Here is a 16,314-nt window from a genome sequence, read left to right on the forward strand (position 1 = left end):
CTACCGCGCCTCCTGCTCGCTGTCCGAGACCCGTGCGGCCCACATCGGCTGGCGGTCCGGCCGGTGCCGGCCGATCCCGTTCTGCCGGGCGGACCGGTCGTTCTGACCGCGCAGGGCGGTGTGCAGTCCGTCCCAGAGCGTGCCGTCGGTCCGGTCGCGCGGATCGGGGTCGATCAGCACCACGCCGATCACCGCGATCCGCTGGTCGGCCAGCTGCCGCGCCACGGTGTGCAGCCAGGCGGCGTTTCCGTGCCCGGCCCGCACGACCAGCACGGTCTGCGTGCCGAGGTACTGCAGGTCCGTCCACGCCGTGCCGGGCGCCACCGAGCCGACGCCGAGCGCGCGCTCCTCGGGCGGCCGGGTCCCGGCACGCTCGCCGGTGAGGACGGTCGGGTCTCCCGGCTTCTGCCGGCGGCCGGAGAGCTGGGAGCCGGGCAGACCGTCGATGAGGACGACCGGCCCGTCCGCTGCCAGTGACCTGGCGAGGTCCAGGGCGAGCCCGACCGTGCTGCGCGCACTGCCCAGTTCCAGCAGCGACACCCCTTCCTCGGAGCCGCGCACGGTGCGCGCCAGGGTCCCGGTGAGGCGTTCGCGTGCCGCCCGGTTCCGTCGGCGGCGCCACACCCTGGGCGACCGGGCCGGCAGCTCCGCGATGACGGAGGCGCCGAGGTTCGCCGCGATGTCCCGGCGCAGCACGGGGCGGTCCGCCACCACCACGCCGACCGCGGACACCGCGAGCCCGAGGACGAGACCGAGGACGAGCCCGATCGCGGCGTCGGTGGCGGCGGCCTTGGGCAGGGAGTGCCGCACGGCGTGCGGGGCGTCCACGACCTGTGTGCCGGCGATGAGCTGGGGCGTGCCGACGCTCGCCTCCGCGGCCCGCTCGCCGAAATCGGTGATCTTCGAGGTGAGGTCGGCGCGGCGGGCGAAGAGCGACTCCAGGTCCGCCGACTTGGTGCCGGCCGTCGTGGATCCGTCCCCGATCGCCTTGTTGACCTGGGCGAGTTCGTCCCGCAGCCGGTCCCGCTGGCTGAGCAGGGCCTTGGCCTCGGCGTTCGAGGTCGCCTGGATCCGCCGCACATGGTCCGCGACGAACGCGTCGGCCAGCGCCTTGGCGCGGGCCTTGGCGTCCGTGTCGTCGGCACCCGTCACGGTGATCTGCAGCAGGTTGTTGGTCAGACCGGCGCCGCTGTAGTCCTTCATGAAGGCCTCCGGAGTCTCCGAGGACTTCAGGGCCTTCAGGGCGGCATCGGCGATTCGTGTGGTCTGCAGCAGCGCCACGTCGGTACGGATCAGGGTTCCGGGGTCGTTCGGCTGGTCCTCCTCGTGCGCGACCAGCACCTTGGTCACCGCGCTCGGGGGCGGCGGCATCAGGACGGCCACCGCGGCCCCGAGCACCAGGCCGACCAGGGCCATGGCGCTCCACAGGCGCCGGCGCCTGCGCACCGACACCACCAGGGACTGCAGATCGAGGAGCGGGGCGGCGGCCGTCGACTCCGACGGCGTGTTCGTCGTCACGCTGAACCTCCCGTTCCGTGGCCGGGCACCGCGAGCGTCAGGGTGGCGTCGTCGGGGAGCTGGCTCCCCGAGCGCGTGGGGCGGGCCAGGACCAGGCCGGCGACGACGATGCCCACGACCTCGTGCCGGGCGTCCGCGCACGCCTCGGCGATGCCGGCGAGTTCCTCCGCGGTCCAGCTGCCGGCGCTGAGGACGACCAGGGCGCCGGACTCGGCATCGCGGTCCGGCACGGTCGGCCGGTCCACCGAGACCTCCACCACGCGCAGTTGGAGACCGTTCTTGGCCTCGGCGGCGAGCTGCCCCGCGGCCCGGCGGGCGGTCTCGTCGCCGTCCGGTACGAGGACCAGCACCTTCTGGGCTCCCGGCAGCCGCTCCTTCAGACGGGCGCACACCCGCCGGTAGCGGAGCCGGCCGGCGGCCTGGTCTCCGGACTTCTGCGGGGCGGGCATGTCCCACCGCGCGTCCATGCCGAGGACGCGGCGGACGCGGGCGCGTGCGCCCCCGCCCTCCGGCCGGTGCGCCGACTGTTCCGTGGGCACGTCGACGGTGCCGAGGAGCGTCGAGCCCAGCGCCGCGGCGATCTCCGGTTCGGTGCGCAGCCGGCGGTTCATCCGTATCGCGACGAGATGACCGATGAGGGCGATCAGGAAGAACAGCAGCGCCCCACCGGCGATGAGCTGCACCCGCGTGGGCGGCGCCTCACCGGTCGGGCGGGGGGCCGCGCCCATGACGACCATGCCCGCCTTGTTGTTCGACGGGTCGGCCTGGTCGAGCTTCTGCATGGCCTCCTCCAGCGAGGTGCGCAGCTGCTCGAGCTCGGTGCGGGCCTGCACGCTCTCCACCGTCTGTCCCGGGTCGGCCGCCTTGGCCAGTTCGGTGATGCGGCGGTTGGTCTCCGCGACCTGCTTGCGCAGGGCCGCGGTCCCCGAGGCCGCCGTCGAATCGGTGCTGCCGCCCGCGACTCCGTCGGCGAAGGCGACGAACTGCCGGGCCACCTGGTCGGAGAGACGCTGCGCGCGCTTCGGGGTGTCGGACGTGCCGGAGATCTTGATGATGTTCCCGTCGGCCGCCTTGGCGGTCACCCGGTCCTGCAGCGTCCTGCCGCTGACACCGGACCAGTGCAGAGCGGCGGCGGTGCGGTCGAGCACCGCCGAACTGGTGGCGATGTCCACCTGGGTCAGCAGCTCGCGCTCCTCCCACTGCCCCGGCAGCAGGACCGGTGCCGACGCCGTGTACCGCGGCGGGAACACCACCAGGGAGGTGCCGTAGCCGATGAGTGCGCCCACCACGGCGAAGGCGGCGAGAAGCCGCCAACGCCGGCGGAGTATCCGCCAGATCGTGACTAGGCGGATCGTGTCTTCGTTCAACGCCGCTGCCTCTTCCTTGTGCGGACCGGGTCGCCCGCCGACTGGGGGGTTCGATCGCGCCTCGCGGCGGCGTAGGCGGCGAGAAGCGAAGCTTGCGAGTTGCGCCACGACAGCGGACCGCTGATCCGCTCCTGGCCGATGCCGCCCATCCGGGCCCGCTTCTCCGGGTCGTCCAGCAACACCGTGATCAGCTTGGCGAACTGGGCCTCGTCGTTGGCGGGCGCGTAGACGGCGGCGTCACCGGCCGACACGCGCGCCTCCTTCAGGTCGAAGGAGACGATCGCCCGGCCCATCGCCATGTACTCCAGGACCTTGTTCATGGTCGACACGTCGTTCAGCGGATTGCGCGGGTCGGGGGAGAGGCACACGTCCGCGGTGGACAGGTAGCGCACCAGGTCGGCGTCCGGAATGCGTCCGGTGAACTGCACCTGCTCGGTCAGGCCGAGCTCCCGGGACAGCTCCACCATCGCGTCGAAGGCGTCGCCGGAGCCGACGAACACCGCGTGCCAGTCGGTCCGCCCGAGCTCGTCGCGCAGCTTCGCGAGGGCGCGCAGGGCGTAGTCGACTCCGTCCTGCGGGCCCATCACGCCGAGGTAGCACAGCAGATGGGGCTTGCCGCGCTTCAACTCCGGCTCGGGCGCGACCGGTTGGAACCGCTCGACCTGGGGCGCGCTGCGCACCACGAAGACGTCCTCCGGGTGCTTGCCGCCACGGCGCATCGCGACGTCCCGGTAGCTCTCGTTGGTGGCCAGCACGATGTCCGCGGTCCGGTAGGTCCGCCGCTCCAGCGCGCACACCGCGCGGTAGAGCAGGTCCTCGCCGCGGTCGAACCGGGAGAGATACAGCTCGGGCACCAGGTCGTGCTGGTCGAAGACGAACCGCGCACCGCGCCGCTTCAGCCACAGCGCGGGCAGGAAGAGCAGGTCGGGCGGGTTGCAGGCGTGGACGACGTCGACCGGGCCCACCTTGCGGGCGAGCCGGGCCGTGTGCCACAGCGCCGATCCGTACTCCCGCAGATAGCCGGCCGGTCCTCCGGTGGCCGCGCGCAACGGGTAGCGGTGGATCCGCACCCCGTCGATCTCGGCCTCGGCCTCGGTGTCGCGTTTGCTGCCCTGCGGGCAGATGACGTGCACCTCCCAGCCGGCGTCGCGTAGCGTCGTGCACTCCTGCCACACCCGCCGGTCGAACGGCACCGACAGGTTCTCCACCAGGATCAGCGCGCGCGGGCTCGACCCGTCACCGCCGACTGCGTTACCAAGCAAGGCCCATGTATCCCGGTTCGGTCCGGCGCACGTCGGCGTCGGGAAGGCGGACGAGGTCGACGATCAGCGGGCCGTCGCCGTGGGGGAGTGCCGACAGCACGGCCGGGTCCTTGGTCCCGACCAGGCACACCTCGGCGTGTTCGAGGACGTCGTCGACGGAGTCGGCGAGCAGCTGCGCGAGGTGCGGCAGCCGGGTCTCGATGTACTCGCGGTTGGCGCCGATCAGCCGGGACAGGCTCACGTTGGCGTCGTGGATCCGCAGGTCGTAGCCCTTGCCGTGGAGCCTCTCGGCCAGCTCGACGAGCGGGCTCTCACGGAGGTCGTCGGTGCCGGGCTTGAAGGACAGCCCGAACAGGCCCACCCGGCGCTTGCCGGTGCGCTCGACCATGTCGACCGCGCGCTGCAGATGATCGGAGTTGGAGGGCAGCACATGGGAGAGGATCGGCACCGACACGTCGGCCCGCTGCGCCGCGTACACCAGGCTGCGCAGGTCCTTGGGCAGGCAGGAGCCGCCGAAGGCGAAGCCGGGGCGCAGGTAGGCGGGGCTGATGTTCAGCTTGCGGTCGGCCAGGAACACGTCCATCACCTGGTGCGAGTCGACCCCGAGCGCCTGGCACACCGCGCCCAGTTCGTTCGCGAAGCCGATCTTGAGGCCGTGGAAGGCGTTGTCCGCGTACTTGATCGCCTCGGCCGTCGGGACCGGCACCCGGAACACCTCGCCGGGCAGGCCCTCGTACAGCGCCAGTACGGCGTCACCGCTCGCCGTGTCGAGCTCGCCGATGACGGTCTTGGGCGGGTCGAAGAAGTCCCGCACGCTCGTGCCCTCGCGCAGGAACTCCGGGTTGACCGCGACCCCGACGTCCACCCCGGCCGTGCCGCCGACGTACTTCTCCAGGATCGGCACGAGCAGGTTCAGGCAGGTGCCCGGGAGCATGGTGCTGCGGAACACGACGGTGTGCCGCCCGCCCCGCTCGGCCAGCGCCGCACCGATCTGCTCGGTGACCCGCTCCAGGTACGTGGTGCACAGGCTGCCGTTGGGCTCCGACGGCGTACCCACACAGACCAGCGATATCTCGCTGTCCATGATCGCCTCGCGGACGTCGGTGGTGGCGCGCAGCGCGCCGGTCCGTACGACCTCGGCGGTCAGTTCGCCGATCCGCTCCTCGACCACCGGGGCCTTGCCGTCGTTGACCAGGTCTACCTTCACCTGGCTCACGTCCACCCCGACTACCTCGTGCCCCATGCTGGCCAGGCACGCGGCCGACACGCAGCCCACGTAGCCGAGCCCGAAAACGCTGACCTTCATGACCCGTTCCTCCCCCCAGGCAGGCCCTTGTGGCCTGCGTTCGGCACACCGGCCGGATGACGCTCCCCGCGCATCAGTAGGCCCCCTGCCCGTGCAGCACCGCACGCAGTGTCTTCCACAAGATCACTGTGTCCAGGGCGAGCGACCAGTCCTCCACGTACCGCAGGTCGAGGCGGACCGCCTCCTCCCACGGCAGGTCGCTGCGTCCGCTGATCTGCCACAGGCCGGTGAGTCCGGGCTTGACCAGCAGCCGTCGCCGGATGTCCGGGCCGTAGGCGGCGGACTCCTCCGGCAGCGGCGGCCTGGGACCGACGAGCGACATCGATCCGGTGAGTACGTTGAACAGCTGCGGGAGTTCGTCGATCGAGTACCGGCGCAACACCGATCCCACCCGGGTGACCCGCGGATCCCGGCGGACCTTGAACAGCAGCCCCGCGCCCTCGTTGAGCTCGGCCAGTTCGGCACGTGCCGCGTGGGCCCCGGTGACCATCGTGCGGAACTTGAGGATGGTGAACTCGCGGCCGTCCTTGCCGACCCTGCGCTGGCGGTAGAACGCCCCACCCCGGCTGTCCAGCACCACGAGCAGTGCAACCAGCGTCATCAGCGGGGCGAACAGCAGCAGAAGAATGGTTGCGCCAACCCTGTCCACGACCGCTTTGACCGCCCGGCGGCCTCCGGTGAAGGTCGGCATGCTGACCCGCAGCAGGGGGATGCCGAGCACCGCGTCGACGTGCAGCCGCGGGCCGGCCACCTCCATCAGCACCGGGGCCACGACCATCTCGGCGTCGCTGCCCTCGAGGTTCCAGGCCAGCCGTTGCAGCCGGTCCGGTGACCAGTGGGCGTCGGGCGTGACCGCGACGACGCGGTAGCCGTCGCGGCGGACGCGCTGCGCCACGTCCGACAGCCGGCCGACGATCGGCACTCCGTCCAGGTGGTCGCCGCCGATCTCGGAACCGTCCGTCGTGCACACCCCGTCCACCCGCCAACCAAGATGCGGGAACTTGCGGGTGCGGGTGATCAGGTCGTGCACGGTGGCTGGGCTCCCGGCTGCGAGCACCGGTCTCAGGCACCGGCCTTCCTTGCGCTGTTTGTGCAGCCAGAGGCGCAGCAGATAGCGCGCGATCATGGTGACCACCGCGATCGCGGGGATCGCGACGAAGATCCAGAGCTTGATGTTGCGCGAGGTCAGGGCGATCCCGCCGAGCGCCAGGACGACGGTCGCCGCGAACAGCGACCGGCCGAGCCGGCGGAACTCCTCGGCGCCCTGGCCGAGCACGGCGGGAGCCCACGCGCGGCCCACCGCGAGCGCACCCAGCACCAGCAGCTCGGTGCCGAACGCGAGAATCCCCCATTTCTCGTGCCAGTTGGCCGCGTCCCGGGCCCCGAAGAACTGGCCTATCGCCGTCACCACGACGAACGTGGCCGCGGTGTCGCTGCTGATCACGGCACGGCGGTACCGCTGTTCCCATGCCACGGCGGGCTGTCCCATGGTCCCGTTCGGCACCTGCTGGCGTGCCGGCGGAAACGAGTTGACTACTCCCCCTTGACGCACAGAACCCCCCAGGTTCCGCAATGGTTCGACGTGTTCGCCCAACACTGTTCCTCCCCCCGGGAGGCCCCCACCCCCCGTGCTGTTCCTCCCCTAGGAGGCCCCCGCCCCCTGTCCGCACGACGTCCGGCTGATTCAGCGCTACTCGAGCAACTCACCTTCGCGGCAGCGCAGTCGCATGCTCTGCCGGCCTCTCGACGCGCGCTGGAACCCCCTGACACCTCGGCCGCTCTCGGAACCCAAGCCCCCCGGGTTCCGAGAATCGATCACCGCTACGTCTGGCGCCGAGGACGCGTTGACGGCTTTCCGCAGCCCGGACCAATGGACCCACTAACGGTCGCCTTTGTGTCCGAACCGCCGAAGCAAGGTCAATCTAGACCATGGGAACCGGTGTGAAGAGAGGATGTGTGTAATTTGTGTTGAACATTTCAGCCTTGTTTCTTCCGGTGGTGACCGGCCTCGTGTGGCCTGATGGCACCGTGTGCTCCAGCGAACATGAGCGGCGGCTGACCGGACGCGTGACTCGTTGTACTTGCCGAGGACCGCCCTTGACCTGCGCTGAGCAGGTAGGAAGCAGACAGATCGGGAGTTTCTCCACAGGTCAGAGCCCTGCGCCGCCCATCGCCCTGCTCGGAAGGCATGATGCGTGGCTGGACAGCGCCGTCACTCGCCCCGATGCGCGGGCCCTGATCCGTTGCCTTCCTCAACCAGGGGCGCCCGCACCCGCTGCTCCTCGCGAGCAGAGCCGACGTCCCGTTCCAGGGGGTGCGGCTCACGGCTGTGGCGAGGTCCTCCAAGGCCCGTTTTTCCAGTTCCGCCTCGCGCCGCACGACCTGGCTCCCCTTGTCGGCGGCGTCCTCCCACGTGTGGAGCGCCTCCGCCAGGCGTCCCCAGTGCGGATTCCTGTGCTCGCGCACGGCGACCGCCGCCTTCGCGGTGTCCGCCTCCAGGGCCTCGGCGAACCGCTCCGCCTCGGGAACGACCCGGCTGTCGGTTCGCGGGACGTGGCTCTGCATGAGCATCCCGCGCGGCCGAACCCCTTGAGCCCCTCCTGTGCCTCCTGCGCCTCCCGCGACATCAGACCCCTGGGGCGGACCGGTTCCTGTCTTGCCCGGTCGTATGCCTCCTGCCAGGCGGCGCGTGCCTCCCTGCTCTCCAGCAGCGCCCGGCGCATGTCGGCGTGATGCTCCCGCCTCGGTTCTGCGTAGTCGCGGAGCACCGCGGCCGCGTAGCGGCCGTTGGCGGCGAGCCAGTCCGCGAGCCGGCCCGGCAGCCGGGGGGTCTCCCATGCGGGGAACACCACGTACGCCAGCATCGCCAGGGCCCCGCCGAGCAGGGTGAGCACCACCCGCTCCGGGACCGTCTGCTCCCATGCCTGGCCGCCCATGCCCAGCAGGAAGACGACGTACGCGGCGGTGAGGCACTGGGAGTAGGCGTAGCCGGTACGGTTCAGCGTGTACGACAGGCCCGCCGAGACCACCGTCAGCGCGCCGGACACCTGGGCGTCCGGGCCCAGGGCCCGCACCACGCCGGTGGCGAGCGCGACCCCCGCCGGGGTCCCGGCGAGACGGGCCACCGCACGCGCGTACGTCCGGTGGAAGTCCGGCCGCATCACCATCACCGAGGCGATGGGCGCCCAGTAGCCGTGGCCCAGGGGTAGCCGGGCGGCGATCAGATAGCCGAGCGTGGCCACGGCCGCCAGGCGGACCGCGTGCCGGAACGCAGGTGAGTCCCGCCGGAGTTCACGACGAACCGCCCGGACGACGACCGGGACCAGCCGGAGCATGGTCGGGCGCACCAAGAACCGGGCGTCGGCGGGGCCGGGAGGCGTGGGCGTCCTCCCCCGCGCGCAGCCGCTCCCGGCGATCTCCAACGCCTCGCCGAGCAGTTCCACCAGTCGCTCGGCGGCTTGCCGCGCGGGGCCCTCCAGCACCTCGTGCTCCTCGTCGACGCGCAGGACGTCGGTGCTCTCGGGCCGCACCTCGGCGGATCGAACGGGCGGCCGCATCCAGCACGTCGGTGGCCGACCGTCCACCTGTTCCAGGTGGAGCGGCCCGCAGAGGCGGGCGGAGCCCGGACCCGCGAGATCGGTGGCGACCTTCTCCAGTGCGGGGCTGACCATGCGGCAGGGGCCGCGCGCCTCACGGAGGAGCAGACAGCACGTCTGGCGGAGCACGGGCAACGCCGGACCATGGCTCCGAACGACGTGCTGATCCGGGAGGGACGGGCACGTCGGCTGTCGCGGGCCACTCGGACGTCTCCCCACGCACAGGTCACAAGCAGTCCGCATGGCTCGGACAACGCCTCTTCCGCCACGCCCGCGGACGCTGATGGCGTCCCGATGAGGCGCCGTCCGACGTGACCGGGATCTCGCTGCGTGCCGGGTCCCCCGTCCCTACGCTGGTCACGCCCGCCGGCGCGGACGACCCGCGGGAGAGCCGCTGTAGGCTGAAGAACAGCCCTTGACCTGCGAGAAGCAGGCAGGGAGCCGAGTTCAGGGAGTTCCGAATGCTGCGCACCATGTTCAAGTCCAAGATCCATCGCGCCACGGTCACCCAGGCCGACCTGCACTACGTGGGATCGGTGACCATCGACGCCGAACTGCTCGACGCGGCCGACCTGTTGCCCGGCGAGCTCGTGCACATCGTCGACATCACCAACGGGGCGCGCCTGGAGACGTACGTCATCGAGGGCGAGCGCGGCTCGGGCGTGATCGGGATCAACGGTGCCGCCGCCCATCTCGTCCATCCCGGAGACCTGGTGATCATCATCAGTTACGCTCAGCTGGACGACGCCGAGGCACGGGCCTTCGAACCCCGGGTGGTGCACGTGGACCGCGACAACCGCATCGTGGCCCTGGGCGCCGACCCGTCCGAGCCGGTGCCGGGCTCGGACCAGGAGCGCAGCCCGCAGGCCGTACCGGCCTGATCACCGATCACTCGTCCTTCGGACCAGGAGCGTGCCCATGAGCGACATCGAGATCCGCGACGACCGGGCGGCGGGCCGCCTGGAGGCGATCGGTGACGGGACGGACGGCGAAGTCGTCGGCCACATCGAGTACTTCGTCCTCGAATCGCCGGGGCGCGCCCTGGTCCCCGTCCACACGATCGTGGAGCCGGCCCACGAGGGGAAGGGCATCGCGGGCTCCCTCGCCCGCGAGTTGTACGCCATCGCCGAGCGCGAGGGCGTCGTGGTCGCCCCCCTGTGCCCGTACGTCGTGAAGTGGGCCGAGCGCCACCCCGACCAGGCCCCGGCGGCCGACCCCGAGCTGCTGCGCGCGGCGCGGGACTGGCTGCGCGCGCACCCCGGCCGGTTCTGAACGGCATGCTCGCCCTCCTGCACACCTCGCCCGCCCACGTCCCCGTCTTCGAGGCACTGCGCGACGAGCACCACCCCGGTCTCGCACTGCGGCACCTGGTCGACGAGGAACTGCTGGCCCGGGCCCGCCGCGAGGGCCCGGAGGCGGTGGCGGACGAGGTGCGGGCGGCCGTCGGCAGGGCGGTCGCCGACGGGGCCCGGGCCGTGCTGTGCACCTGCTCGACGATCGGCGCAGTCGCGGAGGCGGCGGGGGCCGGTGCCGGGGTGCCGGTCCTGCGCTCGGACCGTCCGATGGCGGCCGCCGCCGTGGCGGCCGGACCGCGGATCGTCGTCCTCGCCACCGTCGAGAGCACGCTCGGCCCGACGGTGTCCCTGATCGAGGAGGAGGCGGCACTTTCCGGCCGTACCGCCGCGGTGCGGACGCGGCTGGTCGAGGGCGCCTGGGACCGCTTCGCGGCGGGCGACACCGAGGGCTGCGCGACACTCGTCGCCACCGCGGTCGACCGTGTCACCGAGGCCGACGCGATCGTCCTGGCCCAGGGCTCGATGGCCGCCGCGGAAGACCTGTCGACGACCCCGATCCCGACCCTGTCCAGCCCGCGCCGTGGACTGGCGGCGGGGGCGCGAGCGGTCGTGGGGCGACAGGACCCGTGGGTGTGACGACGTGGTAGACCGAGGGGCGGCGACGGGCGGGCGTCCGGCACGTGGTCGCCGCGGTCGACTCCGTCGCTGAGGCCGACGCGGTTGTCCTGGCCCAGGGTTCGACGGTCTCGGCAGAGTCCTTGGAGAAGGCCCTGGCCCCGGGTGTTGTGCAGCCCGGGCCGGGGCTGGCGGCGGGTTCGCGGGCGGTCGGGGGGCGACCGTTCCGGCGGGTGTGACTTGGTCGTGGACTGGGGGTGGCGACGGGCGGGCGTCCGACTGGTGGTCGCCGTGGTCGACTCCGTCGCTGAGGCGGACGCGGTTGTCCTGGCCCAGGGTTCGATGGTCTCGGCAGAGTCCTTGGAGAAGGCCCTGGCCCCGGGTGTTGTGCAGCCCGGGCCGGGGGCTGGCGGCGGGGGCGCGGGCGGTCGGGGGGCGACAGGACCCGTGGGTGTGACGAGGTGGTAGACCGAGGGTCGGCGAGGGGCGGGCGTCCGGCTGGTGGTCGCCGTGGTCGACTCCGTCGCTGAGGCGGACGTGATTGTCCTGGCCCAGGGTTCGATGGTCTCGGCAGAGTCCTTGGCGACGAGCCCGGTCCCGGTGCTGTGTAGCCCGCGCCGTGGGCTGGCGGTGGGTGTGCGGGCGGTCGGGGGGCGACAGGGCCCGCGGGTGTGACGAGGTCGTGGACCGGGGGCGGCGACGAGGAGACGGTGTGCTTCGAGGTCGACGGCCTCATGCGCGCCGCGCGTCGGGGTCGGGAGCGTGCTGAAGGGCACCTGGGCGGCGCTCAGGGAGCCGGCGCTGAAGCGGGGGTCCGGTGGCCGGGGCCGGTCGGCTCGGGGAGGGCGCTCGGGGGAGTGAGTGGGGAGACGTTCGTCGGGTACGTGGGGAAGAGTCCAGAGCCGACGTCGACCGACTGGCCGGAGGGCGCCATGACCGAGCCGTATCCCGACCCCACTCCGCCCACCCCCGTGCCGGGCCCGGACCCGCAACCCCCTGACCCGTACCCCTCCCCGGTCCCCACCCCGCAGCCACCCCCGGGCCCGGAACCCACCCCGCCCCCGCAGCCGCCCTCCCCACCGACACCGACCCCGCCACCGGATCCGTCCCCGGTGCCCCCGGGCCCGGAACCGGTACCGAGTCCGGAGCCGGGACCGCCGTTGACCTGAACCGGTGGTCCACAAACGACGGCGGGCGGCCGCTCGGGCCGCCCGCCGCCTTGTGCCGTCCTCCGTTACGCGGAGACCTCCGAGCGGTCCCCGCCCCACAGCGTGTGGAACGAGCCGTCCTGGTCGGTGCGCCGGTAGGTGTGGGCGCCGAAGAAGTCGCGCTGGCCCTGGGTGAGGGCCGCGGGCAGGCGCTCGGCGCGCAGGGCGTCGTAGTAGGCGAGGGCCGCGGCGAAGCCCGGGGTCGGGACGCCCTGGCGCGTCGCGGCGACCAGGACCTCGCGCCAGTCGTCCTGGGCGGCCGCGATCTCCTGGGCGAAGGTCTCGTCCGACAGCAGGCTCGGCAGGTCCGCGCGGGCGTCGTACGCGGCGCGGATGCGGTCCAGGAAGGCCGCCCGGATGATGCAGCCGCCGCGCCAGATCGCCGACACGGCACCCAGGTCGATGTCCCAGTCGTACTCCTCGCGGGCCGCCGCGATCTCGTGGAAGCCCTGCGTGTAGGAGACGATCTTCGAGGCGTACAGCGCCTGCTCGACCCGGTCCGCGAAGGCCGCCGCCTCCGACTCGCCCAGCGTCTGCGCCTTCGGGCCGGCCAGACCGCGCGAGGCCTCGCGCAGCGCCGCGTGACCGGACAGGGAGCGGGCGAAGACCGCCTCCGCGATGCCGGACACCGGCACGCCCAGGTCCAGGGCGATCTGGACCGTCCAGCGGCCCGTGCCCTTCTGCTCGGCCTGGTCGACGACCACGTCCACGAACGGCTTGCCCGTCGCCGCGTCCACGTGGGACAGCACCTCGGCCGTGATCTCGATGAGGTAGGAGTCGAGGCGCCCGGTGTTCCAGGTGCGGAAGATCTCCGCGATCTGCGCGGGGGAGTAGCCGGCGACGTCGCGCAGCAACTGGTAGGCCTCACCGATCAGCTGCATGTCGGCGTACTCGATGCCGTTGTGGACCATCTTCACGAAGTGCCCGGCGCCGTCAGGACCGACATGGGTCACACAGGGAGCGCCGTCCTTGGCCTTCGCGGAGATCTTCTCCAGCATCGGGCCGAGCGAGTCGTACGACTCCTTCGGGCCGCCCGGCATGATGCTCGGGCCGTTCAGCGCGCCCTCCTCGCCGCCGGAGACGCCCATGCCCACGAAGTGGATGCCCTGCTCGCGCAGTTCGCGCTCCCGGCGCCGGGTGTCCGCGAAGTGCGCGTTGCCGCCGTCGATGATCATGTCGCCGGGCTCCAGGAGCGGCGCGAACTCATGGATCACCGCGTCGGTCGGCTCGCCCGCCTTGACCATGATGACCAGCCGCCGCGGCCGCTCCAGCGCCGCCACGAACTCCTTGGCGGTCTCGGCCGCGATGAAGTCGCCCTCGTTCCCGAACTCCTCCACCAGGGCGTGCGTACGCGCGGCCGTCCGGTTGTGCAGAGCGACCGTGTAGCCGTTGCGCGCGAAGTTGCGGGCGAGATTGCGGCCCATGACCGCGAGTCCCGTGACGCCGATCTGGGCTGTGTTGCTCATTCGGTTGGCTCCTTGAGGATCCGGTATCGGTGGTGCCGTTCGTGCCCGTCAGTATCGCCCCACCGACCATCCTGACGTGCCGGTACGCCGAGCGCATGTCCGGGTCGCCCGGTGTGCCGCAGGCAGATACGCACGACGGGCCCCGCCTGTCTCAGCCACTGTGCAACTGCCGTCTATTCCTGATTCCTTGCGGGACAGGGCGGCCGATTGCCGTCTTGTCATGGCCTGTTCGGCACGCTTACTTTTGGCCCTCCTGACGCATGTCGAGGGGGATCTCCATGGCCGTACGCGGTCGGCACCGCCGGTATCAGCCGAACAGGATCAACCGAGCCTCACTCACCGTCACCGCCTCCGGCGCGGGCATGGCGATCCCGCTGATCGGCGCCGGCACCGCGCACGCGGCCGACGTGTCCACCTGGAACAAGGTCGCCGCCTGCGAGTCCTCCGGCAACTGGAGCATCAACACCGGCAACGGCTTCTACGGCGGGCTGCAGTTCACCCAGTCCACCTGGGAGGCCTACGGCGGCACGGTGTACGCCGGGCGCGCGGATCTGGCCACCAAGGACCAGCAGATAGCCGTCGCGGAGAAGGTACTTCGGGGACAGGGGCCGCGTGCCTGGCCCGTGTGCTCGGTCCAGGCCGGGCTGACGCGCGGCGGGGACACCCCGGACCTGCACACCGACGGCACGTCGACCCACCGGACGTCCACCCACCAGACGTCCACCGAGCAGACGTCGACCACGAAGAAGACGTCCGTGCGGGACGTCCAGCCCGAGTCCACGCCCCAGTCGAGGGCGGGCACGGCCGAGATGTACACCGTGGTGCGCGGCGACAGCCTCTCCGAGATCGCCGACACCCAGCACGTACGCGGCGGTTGGCAGCGGCTGTACGCGGCCAACCGCCGGACCATCGGGTCCGACCCCGACCTCATCCTGCCGGGCCAGCGGCTCGACCTGCGGGCCAAGGCGCCCACCACGCACACCGCGTCGACGAAGTCGTCGACGAAGGAGGCCGCTCCGGCCACCGAGGAGAAGCGGACCACCACCCGTCACCACTCCCTGATCGCCCCGGTGGGCGGGCCCATCGGCACCGGCTATCACGTGGCCGGCTCCTCGTGGTCGAAGGGCTACCACACCGGCGTCGACTTCCCCGTCCCCACCGGCACCTCGGTGCGGTCGGTCGCGGCGGGCCGGGTCGTCACCGCCGGCTGGGGCGGCTCGTACGGCTACCAGGTGGTGATCCGGCACGCGGACGGCCGCTACACCCAGTACGGCCATCTGTCGGCGATCTCCGTGCGGGCCGGGCAGAGCGTGAGCGAGGGCCAGCGCATCGGCCGCTCGGGGGCCACCGGCAACGCCACGGGCCCGCATCTGCACTTCGAGGTGCGGACGGGGCCCGGTTTCGGTTCGGACATCGACCCTCTGAGGTATCTGAGGGCCGGCGGCGTCAGGATCTGACCCGCTCCCGGTGCCGGTCGGCAGCCGGCGCCGGGACGTACGAGCCGCCGTAGAAGGGTCCGTAAAAGCGGTAGCGGGCCGGGTCGGGAGTCTCCTCGTCGTTCTCGACGTAGGCCACCGCCAGGAACGTGGGGCCCACCTGCGTGGGGACCACGATCCCTGCGGGGAGTTCGGCCACCGGTTCCTCGGGGAGCTCGGCGGGGACCGGCCCGGTGACGGTCTGCTCGGGCAGGGCCGGCGCGGGCTCCTCGGCGGCGGTGCGGGCGATGCGCTCCGTCGTCAGCAGGATCAGGCCGCCCGCCGCCACCACGCCGCAGCTCAGCGCCAGCGCGGTGCCGGTGCTGCCGTAGCGGAAGGTCTCGCCGAACATCGTGATGCCGACCGCGGCCGCTATCACCGGGTTGACGACGGTGAGCGTGGCCAGCGGGGCGGCGAGGCCGGCGCCCCGGTAGGAGGCCTGCGACAGCAGCAGTCCGGCCGTGGCGAAGACGCCGATCACGGCGAGGGAGGGCACGTCCGAGAGCGTCACACCGCCGGTCCAGTCGACCGCGACGACCTTGGTGAAGACCGAGGACATGCCGAAGGCTATGCCGGACGCGGTGGCGAGCAGCATGCTGCGCACCGCCGGGTGCCGGTGGGCGGCCCGGCCCGCGATCATGAGGGCCACGACCGCGCCGCCGGTGACCGCGGCCACCGCCACGCGCTGCGCCGTGTCCAGCGACTGCTCGTCGGACGCGCCGACCAGGGACAGCAGACCGGCGAGGCCCACGGTCGCCATGATCGCGCCCCGCCAGGCGGTGGAACCGGCCTTGCGGCCCACGAACAGCGCCGCCATCGGCAGCGCCAGCACGATGGTCAGGGCCCCGAGCGGCTGCACCAGGCTGAGCGGGCCGTAGGCCAGTGCCGCCACGTGCAGCAGACCGCCGAGGCCGTTCAGCGCCACCGCGGCCCACCAGCCGGGCCGGCGCAGCGGCGCGTACTGCTCGCCGGGGGAGGTCACCGCCACGCGCTCCTGCACGATCGCCCCGCCGGCGTAGGCGACGGCGGAGACGAGAGAGAGGATCACGGACAACGCGAGGGCGCTCATGAGTAGCTGCTCCTCTGCGTGAGGCGGGGGCGGTTGCCCCTGCGCGGCGAACGGTCGGCCTTCATAGCGAACACGATGCCTTGTCGATCTGTTCCCGTCGTCGTCCCTGAGCACCCAATGGGTCCTACTGCCGATGG

At 72.2% G+C, this 16,314-nt stretch carries 11 protein-coding genes and 1 pseudogene; 4 read left to right on the forward strand and 8 right to left on the reverse strand.

Features of this window, described 5'->3' with window-relative positions:
- From ABZZ74_RS15685 to ABZZ74_RS15710, 6 genes and pseudogenes are all read right to left on the reverse strand, one after another.
- Positions 1-1,518 carry a Wzz/FepE/Etk N-terminal domain-containing protein gene (locus ABZZ74_RS15685; protein ID WP_356765051.1) on the reverse strand — a complete coding sequence of 506 codons (1,518 nt, stop codon included), beginning with the start codon at positions 1,516-1,518 and terminating at the stop codon, positions 1-3.
- Positions 1,515-2,885: a Wzz/FepE/Etk N-terminal domain-containing protein gene (locus ABZZ74_RS15690; RefSeq protein ID WP_356765053.1), complete on the reverse strand. Its 1,371-nt coding sequence runs from the start codon at positions 2,883-2,885 to the stop codon at positions 1,515-1,517. The genes ABZZ74_RS15685 and ABZZ74_RS15690 overlap by 4 nt, the downstream gene beginning before the upstream one ends.
- Positions 2,882-4,147 carry a glycosyltransferase family 4 protein gene (locus ABZZ74_RS15695; protein ID WP_356765055.1) on the reverse strand — a complete coding sequence of 422 codons (1,266 nt, stop codon included), beginning with the start codon at positions 4,145-4,147 and terminating at the stop codon, positions 2,882-2,884. The genes ABZZ74_RS15690 and ABZZ74_RS15695 overlap by 4 nt, the downstream gene beginning before the upstream one ends.
- Complete coding sequence (locus tag ABZZ74_RS15700; protein ID WP_356765057.1) at positions 4,137-5,453, reverse strand: nucleotide sugar dehydrogenase; 1,317 nt, start codon at positions 5,451-5,453, stop codon at positions 4,137-4,139. Before ABZZ74_RS15700 ends, ABZZ74_RS15695 begins: the two co-directional genes overlap by 11 nt.
- A gap of 73 nt (positions 5,454-5,526) precedes the next feature.
- A complete protein-coding gene (locus tag ABZZ74_RS15705; protein ID WP_356765059.1) occupies positions 5,527-7,005 on the reverse strand; it encodes a sugar transferase in 1,479 nt (492 codons plus the stop codon).
- Positions 7,006-7,665: 660 nt separating this feature from the next.
- Positions 7,666-9,029: pseudogene (locus ABZZ74_RS15710) on the reverse strand (FUSC family protein); the annotation flags it as partial.
- 481 nt (positions 9,030-9,510) lie between these two features.
- Here ABZZ74_RS15710 and panD point away from each other — a divergent pair.
- Genes panD through ABZZ74_RS15725 form a run of 3 tightly spaced genes read left to right on the forward strand, consistent with a single transcriptional unit; the run spans position 9,511 to position 10,980 of the window.
- A complete protein-coding gene (gene panD, locus ABZZ74_RS15715) occupies positions 9,511-9,930 on the forward strand; it encodes an aspartate 1-decarboxylase (RefSeq protein WP_356765061.1) in 420 nt (139 codons plus the stop codon).
- A 37-nt stretch (positions 9,931-9,967) separates the two neighbouring features.
- Positions 9,968-10,321: a GNAT family N-acetyltransferase gene (locus tag ABZZ74_RS15720; RefSeq protein ID WP_133046520.1), complete on the forward strand. Its 354-nt coding sequence runs from the start codon at positions 9,968-9,970 to the stop codon at positions 10,319-10,321.
- 5 nt (positions 10,322-10,326) lie between these two features.
- A complete protein-coding gene (locus ABZZ74_RS15725) occupies positions 10,327-10,980 on the forward strand; it encodes an aspartate/glutamate racemase family protein (RefSeq protein ID WP_356765064.1) in 654 nt (217 codons plus the stop codon).
- A gap of 1,213 nt (positions 10,981-12,193) precedes the next feature.
- On the opposite strand, the gene gndA is transcribed toward ABZZ74_RS15725, so the two are convergent.
- On the reverse strand, positions 12,194-13,633 hold the full coding sequence (gndA, locus tag ABZZ74_RS15730) for an NADP-dependent phosphogluconate dehydrogenase (protein ID WP_133046521.1): 1,440 nt from the start codon (positions 13,631-13,633) through the stop codon (positions 12,194-12,196).
- A 278-nt stretch (positions 13,634-13,911) separates the two neighbouring features.
- On the opposite strand from gndA, the gene ABZZ74_RS15735 reads away from it, so the two are divergent.
- On the forward strand, positions 13,912-15,090 hold the full coding sequence (locus ABZZ74_RS15735) for a transglycosylase family protein (protein ID WP_356765066.1): 1,179 nt from the start codon (positions 13,912-13,914) through the stop codon (positions 15,088-15,090).
- Here ABZZ74_RS15735 and ABZZ74_RS15740 read toward each other — a convergent pair.
- A complete protein-coding gene (locus ABZZ74_RS15740) occupies positions 15,080-16,177 on the reverse strand; it encodes a DMT family transporter (protein WP_356765068.1) in 1,098 nt (365 codons plus the stop codon). The genes ABZZ74_RS15735 and ABZZ74_RS15740 overlap by 11 nt on opposite strands.
- Positions 16,178-16,314 lie beyond the last annotated feature (137 nt).

This window comes from Streptomyces sp. NPDC006476, assembly GCF_040612015.1.
GTDB lineage: Bacteria > Actinomycetota > Actinomycetes > Streptomycetales > Streptomycetaceae > Streptomyces > Streptomyces griseorubiginosus_B.

What these genes read in the sequence shown, in the direction of transcription:
- gndA (WP_133046521.1), bottom strand. Translation starts at nt 13,633, where the DNA reads ATGAGCAACACAGCCCAGATCGGCGTCACGGGACTCGCGGTCATGGGC.
- ABZZ74_RS15700 (WP_356765057.1), bottom strand. Translation starts at nt 5,453, where the DNA reads ATGAAGGTCAGCGTTTTCGGGCTCGGCTACGTGGGCTGCGTGTCGGCC.
- ABZZ74_RS15740 (WP_356765068.1), bottom strand. Translation starts at nt 16,177, where the DNA reads ATGAGCGCCCTCGCGTTGTCCGTGATCCTCTCTCTCGTCTCCGCCGTC.
- ABZZ74_RS15725 (WP_356765064.1), top strand. Translation starts at nt 10,327, where the DNA reads ATGCTCGCCCTCCTGCACACCTCGCCCGCCCACGTCCCCGTCTTCGAG.
- ABZZ74_RS15735 (WP_356765066.1), top strand. Translation starts at nt 13,912, where the DNA reads ATGGCCGTACGCGGTCGGCACCGCCGGTATCAGCCGAACAGGATCAAC.
- panD (WP_356765061.1), top strand. Translation starts at nt 9,511, where the DNA reads ATGCTGCGCACCATGTTCAAGTCCAAGATCCATCGCGCCACGGTCACC.
- ABZZ74_RS15720 (WP_133046520.1), top strand. Translation starts at nt 9,968, where the DNA reads ATGAGCGACATCGAGATCCGCGACGACCGGGCGGCGGGCCGCCTGGAG.